We start from the raw sequence: 10,341 nt of genomic DNA, 5'->3' as shown, positions 1-10,341 counted from the left end.
CCGCTTTCATGAAGTTCGGCGACACCATCCGCATCGAGATGAAGGGCAAGGATGGTCAGTCGATCTTCGGCGCCATCGATCAGACGGTGTCGCCCCCACGCTCCGCCGCTTGAGCGGGTCGCTGCCCCCCGAGGGGGCTGATCCGGCTTGGGGCGGCCCGGCGCCGGATCGCCTCGCCCCCTTCGATCAGGTGGCGTAAACCGCTTCGAGCGACGCAAACCCCTTGACCTCGATCGGGTTGCCGAAGGGGTCGCAGAAGAACATCGTCCACTGTTCGCCCGGTTGCCCTTCAAAGCGCACCTGGGGTGGCAGCACGAACTCGACGTCGGCTTGCTCCAGGCGCTCTGCGAGTGCTTTCCATTCGGGGAGCAACAGCACCAGACCGAAGTGCGGCATGGGCACCAGGTGGTCGCCCACGTGCCCGGTGCGCGTGGTCTTGAAGGGTTCGCCCAGGTGCAGCGAGATCTGGTGGCTGAAGAAGTCGAAGTCGACCCAGGTCTCGGTGCTTCGGCCCTCAAGGCAACCCAGCACGCCACCGTAGAAGCGGCGCGCGGCCATCAGGTCGGTGACGTTGAAGGCGAAGTGGAACAGGCTGCGGGTGGTCAGGGTGGTGGCGGAATCGTTCATGGCCGCAGCATACCCAGCCGCCGCTGGCTTCAGTGTTCGGCCTTGGTCTGGCAGTCGATGCAGCGCATGGCCGTGGGGTTGGCGTGCAGCCGCGCGGCGGGAATGGACACGCCGCAATCGACACACAGACCAAAGCTGCCGTCGGCGATGCGCTGGAGTGCAGCGTCGATCTCGATCAGCTCGGCCGACTCGCGCTCCTCCAGCGCAAAGCTCAACTCGCGCTCGGTGTTGGCCTGGGCCTGGTCGTCGCTGGCGCTGCCGAGCGCTTCGGCCGCCGATTCAACCCGGCTCATGGCGCCACCGTGCTGGGCGCGCAGCTGCGCGAGCACGTCGGTGCGCATCTCCTGAAGTTGGGCGGCGAAGGTGTCGGAAATGGGGGCGGTCATGGGTTTCTCCTCGGGACGGGTGGGACCGCTGTGCGATCCGGTGGTGTCTCTCATGGTGCGCCTTTTGACACCTCGCCGGGTTGATGCACGTCAATCACAATCCACCGCAGACGAGGGTGTTCGACGCGCCCCTGATTCATAACCCGATTCCCCGAGGAGACCCTGATGACCACCGTGGATTACAGCCGTTACCAGACCCTGGACATCACGCGCCGCGGCCCCGCCGTGGACGGTATGCCCTCGGTGCTCGACATCCGCATGCGCGCCGACGGACCCGGCGGCAACGGCAAGCTGCCCACCGCCGGCCACGAAGGGCATTGGGAGCTGAGCGAGATCTGGCGCGACGTGGGTCGCGACGACAGCGTGCGCTGCGCCGTGCTGCGCGGCAGCGGCCTGGGGTTTTCGGGTGGTGGCGATCTGGCCCTGGTGCAGGACATGGCGACCGACTTCGAGGTGCGCACGCGGGTGTGGAAGGAAGCGCGCGACCTGGTTTACAACGTCATCAACTGCGACAAGCCGATCGTGAGTGCCATGCACGGTCCGGCCGTGGGCGCGGGGCTGGTGGCCGGCCTCCTGGCCGACATTTCGATCGCCGCGAAGTCCGCCAAGATCGTCGACGGCCACACGCGCCTGGGCGTGGCCGCGGGCGATCATGCGGCCATCGTCTGGCCCTTGCTGTGCGGCCTGGCCAAGGCCAAGTACTACCTGCTGCTGTGCGACCCCATCAGCGGCGAGGAAGCCGAGCGCATCGGGCTCGTCTCGCTCGCGGTGGACGAAGGCGAGTTGCTCGACAAGGCCTACGAAGTGGCCGACCGGCTGGCCAGTGGCAGCCAGAGCGCGATCCGCTGGACCAAGTATTCGCTCAACAACTGGCTGCGTCAGGCCGGGCCTGCGTTCGACACCTCGCTGGCACTGGAATTCATGGGTTTTGCCGGGCCCGACGTGCGCGAAGGTGTGGCATCCTTGCGTGAACGCCGAGCCCCCCGCTTTGGTGTGGACGGCTGAGACCCGGCAGCACGGCAGTCGCCCTGACCCCCCAACAGGAGACACCCATGAGCGATGCGCCCAGCAGCGGATTCGGCAAGTTCGTGCCCGGCTTCGAGTTCCTGCAGAACCTCGCGGGCCAGGCCGCTGGCGGCGTGGCGCAGGGCATCGGGCAGAACATCCCGCAACTGCCCAACCTGGGCAGCTGGGTGGCCCCCACCTTCAACGTGGAGGACCTGGAGAAGCGCATCGAGGAGCTCAAGGCCGTGCATTTCTGGCTCGACCAGAACTCCAAGGCGCTGGGCGCCACCATCCAGGCGCTCGAAGTGCAGAAGATGACGCTCTCCACCCTCAAGAGCATGAACTTCAGCATGGGCGACGTGGCCAACGCGCTCAAGATCAAGGCCGCCGACACGCTGGCGAGTTTCACGGGCGCGGCCCCCGCGGCCCCCGCGGCCCCCGCGGCCCCGGCGCAGTTCGCCGGGCTTGAAATTCCCGAGCGCACCTACGGCAACGCGCCTGCGGCCGAACCCGACGAGGAGCCCGAGGAAGACGAGGAAGAAGCCGCACCACGACCCGCACCCCGGAGCAAGGTGCGCAAGACGGCGTCCGCCGCGCCGTCTGCCGACGGTGGCGTGGTGGATCCGATGCAATGGTGGGGCGCGATCTCCCAGCAGTTCCAGCAAATCGCCTCCAATGCCATGAAGGACGTGGCCAAACAGACCGCGCTGGACACCACGCGCCAGGTGGCTTCGGGCCTGACCGACCAGGCCGTGAAGGCCGCCACCGGCATGGCGGGCAAGGCCGCGCGCAGCATCGGCGGCTCGGTGGCGCGCAACGTGGGCACGGCCGCCGGCATGGGACGTGCCGCTGCGCGGGCCGTCATCGCGCCGGCGAAGAAGGCGGCACCCCGGCCCGCGGCGAAAAAAGCGCCTGCCCGCCGATCCGCCGCCAAAGCCCCGGCGCGTGCGCCATCGACGCAACCCATGTCCGCGGGCGACTGGACCATGCCCACCGCCTTCTTCCCCGGCTTTGCTGCACTGCAGCCGGCCGCAGCGCCATCGCCCCCGGCCAAGCCCAAAGCCACCGCCAAAAAAGGCGGGGTCAGGAAGGCCCCACCCGCCCAACCCGCCGCGCGCAAGACCGCGGCAACCAAATCCAGCCGCCGACGCTGAACCCCTGCGCCCCTGGTGGGTCGACCTTCGATGAAACTCTTTCCCTACGCCCACGCCACCCATCCGCAATGGCGCATGGCCGCCGCCCTGGTGCTGGCGCAACTGCGCGGCCAGATGGCCCTGCCCGACCATGCCAAAGCACCGTCGCTGGCCTTGCTCTACATCACCGACCACTACGCGGCCGAGGCCCAGGCCATCCTGGAGCACCTGAGTGCGGAACTGCCCGAGGTGACCGACTGGGCGGGCACGGTGGGGGTGGGCGTGTCGGCCAACAACGTGGAGTATTTCGACGAGCCCGCGCTGTGCGTGATGCTGTGCGACCTGCGTCCCGACCAGTACCGCGTGTTCAGCGGCGTGGCCCCGCTGGCGGCGAGCGGCCGTGCGGCCGGCCCGGGCAGCTTCGTGGCCCACACCGCCCTGGTGCATGCCGACGGCGGCACGCCAGAGCTCAATGAATTGATCGCGGAGGTGGCCGAGCGCACCACCAGCGGCTATGTGTTCGGTGGCTTGGCGGGCAGCCGAGGGCCGAGCGTGCAGTTTTCGCTCGGCAGTGCGGGCAACCTGCACGGCCAGGGGGCGGCCAGCGGCGTGTTCCATGGCGGACTGAGCGGTGTGGCTTTCGGGGCCGATGTGGGCATCGTCTCGCGCGTGACGCAGGGTGCGCAGCCGGTGGACCGTGAGCGCACCGTCACCGAGTCGGATGGCGACCTCGTCCTCCAGCTCGACGGTGAGCCTGCGCTCGACGTGTTGCTGCGCGAGCTCGGCATTTCACTCGAGCAACCCGAGCAGGCCATGCTGCGCCTGCGCGCCACGCTGGTGGGCCTGACGCAGCCGCACCCCGATGTGGATGTCGAACTGCCAGCCAGCGGTCCCCGGCTGCGAGGCCAGTTCGGCACCGAGGTCATGGTGCGTCACCTGATCGGTCTGGACCCGGGCCGCCGCGGCGTGGCCATCGGCGATGTGGCGCCCGAGGGCACGCGGCTGGCGTTCTGCGAACGCAATGTGCAGGCCGCGCGGACCGACCTGATCCGCGTGTGTTCCGAGGTGCGCGAAGAACTGGAGCCCGAAGACCTCAGCCTGGCCATGGCCAGCGCCCTGAGCGCCACCGAGGCGGAAGCCGCGCCGCACCCGGCGCGGCGCATCGCAGGCGCCATTTACGTGAGTTGCGCTGGCCGGGGAGGCCCCCATTTCGGCAGCCCGAGCGCCGAGCTGCAGGTGGTGCGCCGCGCGCTCGGCGATGTGCCGCTGGTGGGGTTTTTTGCCGGGGGCGAGATCGCGCACCACCGGCTGTACGGCTACACCGGGGTGCTGACCGTGTTCACGATGCCGGCCGCCTGACCCCTTCGTTGACGATCAGGCGGTCTTGGCGGCGCGGGCCCGGGCCCGCTCCAGCGTGCGGTTCGCGTCCGCCCCGCCCATGCCGTACATGTCGGCGAACTCGTCCACCGTCTTGCCACTGGCTTCGAACGCACGCAGCAGGGCCGCGTCCTTGGCCGCGAGGGCGACCACCGCGTCCAGTGCCTCCTGCGTCAGCGCATTGACGCCCTCGTCGCGCGTCAGCACCAGCGCGGCATAGGCTTCTGCACCGAGGCCGGAGGCTTCAAACGCCTGCTCGATGCGCTGGCGCAGTTTGGGTCGCAGGTCTTGCGGCGCCCGGCCCTGGCGGCGGCGAAACACCTCCACCAGTGCGTGGTGCACGTGCTCGGGCGCCAGGTCTTCCACCGGCTGGCCGCTCAGGTCGCAACGCGGGTGGCCACTGGCCACGGCGGTGAGGTAGCGGGTGGAGCGCGTGTGCAGCGCCAGTGCGGCTTTCAGGCCGTCCTTGTCCAGTGTGTCGGGGTGCGCTTCCAGCAGGTCCTGGAAGATGCCGCGCTTCATGGGCAGGAACTCGGCACCGAACAGCGCCGGGTACAGCGCGGCCAGTTGGTCGAGCATGGGGTGGGGGGCGCCCGCGGGCGGCTTGCCACCGCCGCGCTGCGCGCGCTGGGGCGCCGGGCCGCGGCGGTTGCGCCCGCCGCGTGCCGGAGGGCGGTTACCGGCGTCGGATTCGGCGGGCGCCGGCGCTGCGGCGTCGGTGGGTTCGGAGGCGTTCGGATTCATGGTGTCCTGCGTTCAGGCGGTCGAGCAAAGCCCGACATCATGCCAGCCGGACCGCGAAGCCGTGTCGGGTCAGCGCCGCAGTTGTCCAAAGGCTTCGAATTCCCAGCTGCGCATGGCCAGCACCAGGGTGTAGCCCTCGCGGTCTTTTTCGGCCAGCTTCTGGTCGGTCTGGTGCTGTTGCGCGAAGTCCTGCGCCACCCGCTGCAGGCGCTCCATGAACAGGGGCGCGAGGGTGCGGCTCACCGAGCCGTGCACCAGCAGCAGGCCCTCGCCCGTGCCGTCGAAGCCGCCGCGAAAGTAGTCGAGCAGCGCGTGGTCGCGAAAGTAGTTCATCACCGGGCCGTGCGGCCGCCAGCGGAAGGTCTTGGCCAGCTTGAGGCGGTAGCGGTTGAGCGGGCGGAGTTCGATGATGCCGATGCGGTCGAGCTGCGCCAGGCTCTTCACACAGTCGGCCTCGCTCAGGCGGTAACTCGCGTTGATCTGCTCCAGCGTCCACTGGCTGAGCACGCAGATGGCGACCAGCAGCAGCTTCTTGTCGGCCACCACCGCGCGCTCCTGCTCCTGCGTCATCTCGCGCAAGAGCGGCTGGGTGTCGGCCACGCGGCGCGCGAGATCGGCGAAGTCCAGCCGCATCGCCCGGCAGATCGCGTCCACCTTGGACAGCGACATGTCGCCCTTGGCCAGCATGCGCTTCACACTCGATTCGGCCATGCCCATGGCCTTGGCGAGGTCGGCGTAGGTCATCCGCGCGGCCTTGAGTTCTTGCTTGAGGGCGGTGACGAGGTCGGTGGTGGTGCTCATGGTCGATTTCCTGTCGGGTATTGCCAATCGATACCTGGTGCGGATGGTTCTGGCACTGTATCGGAATACGAGACCATTTGGCCGCTGCCGCCAGACACTCCCGCCAGCCTGTTCGCGGCTGTTCACCTGGAGTTCGACACATGATCCCGACTTCGCCTGTTGCCCTGGTCTCGCCCATCCGCCCTCCCGCTTCGCCGACCGCGTTCGCCGTGGTCGCCTGGGGCCTGCTCACGTTGTGGGTCTTCGCGTGGCTGTTGGGGCCCACTGTGGTCTCGGTTCTGGACCTCTCGCTCAACCCACAGGGCCATGCGCCGCTGCATGCGCACGGGCACCCGTTCGTGGACGCCCGCAGCTGGTGGGGTGTGCCCAACACGCTGGACGTGCTGAGCAACCTGCCGCTGGTGTTGGCCGGTTCGGCGGGCTTCTGGTGTCTGCGAGGGCGCACGCTGGTCCGGTCCACAAGCCATGCGTTGAGCGTGTTTTTTGTCGGCCTGATCCTCTCGGGCCTGGGCTCGGCCACCTACCACTGGGCGCCCGACGCAGGCTCGCTGGTGATCGACCGCCTGGGCATGGCGGTGGCGTTTGCCGGTGTGCTGGCGCTGTCGGTGGCCGAGCGTGTCGGACATCGAGCGTCGAGCTTGTTTCTGCCCGCCGTGCTGGTGCTGGCGGTGGTGTCGGCGGTCTTGCCGCACGGGCAGGGCAATGTGTTGCCTTGGGCTGTGGTGCAGTTCGGCGGCATGGGGCTGGTGGTGTGGGCTGCGACGCGTTCGTCTGTTCAAGGTGCGCTCGGCGTGTCACTGGCCGGCCTGATCGCGTTGTATGCCCTGGCCAAGCTGCTGGAGTGAGGTGACGAGGCGGTGTTTCGCGCCACGGGCGACTGGGTGTCGGGCCACAGCCTCAAGCACGTTGCCGCGGCTTGCGCCGCGCTGCCGATACTGGTGAGGTTGAGACGGCGTGGGCTCGGTGACAATGCGCCCGTCCATCCCGCGGCGATGGGCTGAGCGGCGCCAACACAACGAGAGGAGAAGTCAGCCATGTCCGTGTCCCCATCGCACCCCGCCGAGGGCGGTCAGTTCGCCCTGTTGCGCCAGCGCCGGTTCGCGCCGTTTTTCTGGACGCAGTTCCTCGGCGCGGCCAACGACAACCTCTTCAAATTCGCCTTCACCGTGCTGGTCACCTACCAGTTGCAGGTGAGCTGGCTGCCGCCGGCGTTGGCCGGGCTGGTGATCGGTGCGCTTTTCATCCTGCCGTTTCTGCTGTTCTCGGCCACCAGCGGTCAGCTGGCGGACAAGCTGGACAAGAAGACGCTGATCGTGTTCGTCAAGCGGCTGGAGATCGGCATCATGGCGCTGGCCGCTTGGGCGTTCTTCACCACCCACATCCCGTTGCTGTTGCTGTGCACCTTCCTGATGGGGCTGCACTCCACGCTGTTTGGTCCGGTGAAGTTTGCCTACCTGCCCAACCACCTCAGCGAGCGCGAACTCACGGGTGGCAACGGCATGGTGGAGATGGGCACGTTTGTGGCCATTCTGCTGGGCAACCTGGCGGGTGGACTGATCATCGCGGTGCCCGAGATCGGCGCCCACCACGTGGGCTTCAGTTGTGTGGCGCTGGCCGTGATCGGCCGCCTCACGGCGCAGGCGGTGCCCGCCACGCCGGCCACCGATCCCGGCCTCACCATCAACTGGAATCCGTTCACCGAGACCTGGCGCAACCTGAAGCTGGCGCACGGCAACACGGTGGTGTTCCGCTCGGTGCTGGGCATCAGCTGGATGTGGTTCTTTGGTGCCGTCTTCCTCAGCCAGTTTCCGAGCTTCGCCAAAGAGGTGCTGCACGGCAATGAGCAGGTGGCTTCGCTGCTGCTGATCGTGTTCTCCATCGGCATCGGCACCGGTTCCCTCTTGTGCGAGGTGCTCTCGCGCCGGCATGTGGAGATCGGCCTGGTGCCGGTGGGGGCGATCGGCATGAGTGTGTTCTCCATCGACCTGTACTTCGCATCCAGCGGCCTTCCACCAGCCAGTTCGCTGGGCTTGAGTGAGTTCATCGCCATGCCGGCCCACTGGCGGGTGCTGGCCGACCTCACCTTGCTCAGCCTGTTTGCCGGTCTGTACAGCGTGCCCATGTACGCCCTGATCCAGATGCGCAGCCAGCCCACGCACCGCGCCCGCATCATCGCGGCCAACAACATCCTCAACGCGCTGTTCATGATCGCCAGCGCCGTCATCGCCGGGGCCTTGCTGTCGGCGGGTTTCACGATCCCGCAGATGTTCTTGCTGGTGGGGCTGGCCAACGCGGTGGTGGCGTTCTACATCTTCATGCTGGTGCCCGAGTACCTGATCCGTTTTGTGGCCTGGGTGGCTTCACGGCTGGTGTACCGCTTCAAGGTGCAAGGCGACGAGCACATACCCACGCAAGGCGCGGCGGTGCTGGTGTGCAACCACGTGAGCTTTGTCGACGCGGTGCTGCTCATGGCGGCCAGCCCGAGGCCGATCCGGTTCCTGATGGATCACCGCATCTTCAAGGTGCCGCTGCTGGGCTGGCTGTTCAGGCTCGCCAAGGCGATTCCGATCGCGCCACAGAAGGAAGATGCCCAGGCCTACGAGGCCGCGTTCGAGGCGGCTCTGGCGGTGTTGCGCGAAGGCGATCTGCTCGCGATCTTTCCCGAGGGCGGCATCACGCGCGATGGCCAGTTGCAGCCGTTCAAGGGCGGTGTGTTGAAGATCCTGGAGATGGCCGCGACCGACGGTTTGCGCCCCGAGGTCATCCCGATGGGGTTGAGCCATCTGTGGGGCTCGTACTTCAGCCGGGTGGAGGTGCGCAACGGAGAAGCGGTGGCCATGGTGCGGCCGTTTCGGCGGGGGATTTTCAGCCGGGTGGGGCTTCGGGTGGGTGGGCCCATGCCGACCGCGGAGGTGACGCTGGAACGCTTGCAGGAAGGGGTCCGTGCCCTGATCGACTGAGCGCTTGCCGGGCCTACACCCCGAGGATCGAGCGCAGGGCGTGGGCGTCGATGGGTTTGTGCAGGAGAGGGAAGCCGAGTCGAGAGGCCTCGAGGATGCGTTGAGGGGAGGTGTCGCCGGTGAGGATGTAGGTGGGGACGTTGCGAGGGAGGCAAGCGTGCACGGCGCGGATGGCGTCCACGGCGGTGACGTTGCCGCCCAGGCGGTGGTCGGAGATGAGCAGGTCGATGTCGTGTGCGTGGGTGATGGCCATGACCACGGCCTCGTCGGGGGAGATGGCGCAGAAGACGCGATGACCCCAGACGCCGAGCACGCTGCGCATGGCGGCGAGCACCTGCTCGTCGTCGTCGATGACGAGCACGCCCAGGCTGGCGCCGGACCGGGGGAAGGGGGTCTCCTGCTCGGGCACGGGGGCGTGCGGGGGAGGTTCGCAGCGCGGCACGCGGATGCTGAACATGGAGCCGCGCCCGGGGGTGGAGCGCAGGTCCAGCGGGGCGTTCAGCAGGAGGGCGGAGCGCTTGACGATGGACAGGCCCAGGCCCAGGCCGTGGGACTCGTGGCCGGCCGCTGGCGTCTGGCCGATCTGGAAGAACTCCTCGAAGATGGCCTCGCGCTGCTCGCTCGGGATGCCGATGCCGCTGTCCCAGACCTGGAACTCGACGTCGTGGCCGCGCAGGCGGCAGCCGATGAGCACGCGCCCGCGGGAGGTGTAGCGCACGGCGTTGGAGACCAGGTTGACGAGGATGCGGCGCAGCACGGTGGGGTCGGTGTCGACCCACAGGCGAGAGCTGACGACGTGCAGGCGCAGGCCCTTCTCGGCGGCGAGCTGGTGGAAGTCCTGGTCGAGGTCTTCGAGCAGGCGCTGTGCGCTGGTGGGGGCGCGCTCGACCTGCACGGCGTTGGCGTCCAGGCGGGAGACGTCGAGCAGCATGTTGAGGAGTTGGCCCAGGCCGTCCAGGGAGGCCTGCATGCGCCGGCAGATCTCGGCCAGGTCGGTGCTGCGCACGCTGGGGGACTGGGACATGGAGCGCAGGGCGGTGAGGAAGAGGCCCAGGGCGTGGATGGGCTGGCGCAGGTCGTGGCTGGCGGCGGCGAGGAAGACGGACTTGGCGCGGTCGGCGGCCTCGGCCTTGTCTTTCTCGGAGCGCAGGCCTTCGATGAGTTCGTGGATGCGGGCCTGGGCCTCGCGGCGGTCGCGGATGTCGCGCACGACGGCCATGCGCAGGCGCTCGCCGTTGCGCATCATGGAGCGCCCGATGATCTCCACCGGGATGCGCTCGCCGCGCACGTTGAAGATCTCGCTCTCGT

The 10,341-nt window shown here is 68.3% G+C and carries 10 protein-coding genes and 1 pseudogene; 6 read left to right on the top strand and 5 right to left on the bottom strand.

The genetic code is table 11. The features are described 5' to 3' along the window. A pseudogene (locus Q1W68_RS07680) lies at positions 1-113 on the top strand (fumarylacetoacetate hydrolase); the annotation flags it as partial. A 73-nt stretch (positions 114-186) separates the two neighbouring features. Here the strand turns inward: Q1W68_RS07680 and Q1W68_RS07675 are convergent. Both Q1W68_RS07675 and Q1W68_RS07670 read right to left on the bottom strand, forming a co-directional pair. Continuing rightward, positions 187-627 (bottom strand): VOC family protein, encoded by a 441-nt coding sequence (locus Q1W68_RS07675; RefSeq protein WP_300654288.1) that lies wholly within the window; start codon positions 625-627, stop codon positions 187-189. A 29-nt stretch (positions 628-656) separates the two neighbouring features. Next, a complete protein-coding gene (locus Q1W68_RS07670; RefSeq protein WP_300654289.1) occupies positions 657-1,013 on the bottom strand; it encodes a TraR/DksA family transcriptional regulator in 357 nt (118 codons plus the stop codon). A gap of 174 nt (positions 1,014-1,187) precedes the next feature. Here Q1W68_RS07670 and Q1W68_RS07665 point away from each other — a divergent pair, with 174 nt between their 5' ends. The 3 genes from Q1W68_RS07665 to Q1W68_RS07655 are packed head-to-tail and all read left to right on the top strand — an operon-like array spanning position 1,188 to position 4,510. Next, a complete protein-coding gene (locus tag Q1W68_RS07665; protein WP_300654302.1) occupies positions 1,188-2,018 on the top strand; it encodes an enoyl-CoA hydratase/isomerase family protein in 831 nt (276 codons plus the stop codon). A gap of 47 nt (positions 2,019-2,065) precedes the next feature. Continuing rightward, the gene (locus tag Q1W68_RS07660) at positions 2,066-3,172 is read left to right on the top strand and encodes a PhaM family polyhydroxyalkanoate granule multifunctional regulatory protein (protein ID WP_366146694.1); all 1,107 of its coding nucleotides are present in this window, start codon (positions 2,066-2,068) and stop codon (positions 3,170-3,172) included. A gap of 30 nt (positions 3,173-3,202) precedes the next feature. Further along, positions 3,203-4,510, top strand: coding sequence for an FIST N-terminal domain-containing protein (locus tag Q1W68_RS07655; RefSeq protein ID WP_300654291.1), 1,308 nt, complete (start codon positions 3,203-3,205; stop codon positions 4,508-4,510). Between the two features lie 15 nt (positions 4,511-4,525). On the opposite strand, the gene Q1W68_RS07650 is transcribed toward Q1W68_RS07655, so the two are convergent. After that, the gene (locus Q1W68_RS07650; RefSeq protein ID WP_300654294.1) at positions 4,526-5,272 is read right to left on the bottom strand and encodes a ProQ/FINO family protein; all 747 of its coding nucleotides are present in this window, start codon (positions 5,270-5,272) and stop codon (positions 4,526-4,528) included. Positions 5,273-5,341: 69 nt separating this feature from the next. Next, positions 5,342-6,073 (bottom strand): helix-turn-helix transcriptional regulator, encoded by a 732-nt coding sequence (locus Q1W68_RS07645; RefSeq protein ID WP_300654296.1) that lies wholly within the window; start codon positions 6,071-6,073, stop codon positions 5,342-5,344. A gap of 140 nt (positions 6,074-6,213) precedes the next feature. On the opposite strand from Q1W68_RS07645, the gene Q1W68_RS07640 reads away from it, so the two are divergent. Both Q1W68_RS07640 and Q1W68_RS07635 read left to right on the top strand, forming a co-directional pair. After that, positions 6,214-6,918 (top strand): hypothetical protein, encoded by a 705-nt coding sequence (locus tag Q1W68_RS07640; protein ID WP_300654298.1) that lies wholly within the window; start codon positions 6,214-6,216, stop codon positions 6,916-6,918. Between the two features lie 189 nt (positions 6,919-7,107). After that, positions 7,108-9,033: an MFS transporter gene (locus tag Q1W68_RS07635; RefSeq protein WP_300654300.1), complete on the top strand. Its 1,926-nt coding sequence runs from the start codon at positions 7,108-7,110 to the stop codon at positions 9,031-9,033. 13 nt (positions 9,034-9,046) lie between these two features. Here Q1W68_RS07635 and Q1W68_RS07630 read toward each other — a convergent pair. Beyond that, positions 9,047-10,341, bottom strand: a 1,295-nt coding sequence (locus Q1W68_RS07630; RefSeq protein ID WP_300716038.1) for an ATP-binding protein, incomplete at its 5' end; no start/stop codon positions are given.

Source organism: Hydrogenophaga sp. (assembly GCF_030158645.1).
Lineage (GTDB): Bacteria > Pseudomonadota > Gammaproteobacteria > Burkholderiales > Burkholderiaceae_C > Hydrogenophaga.
The sequence above is the reverse complement of the archived record's forward strand: the minus strand, read 5'-3'. Positions and strand labels throughout refer to the sequence as shown.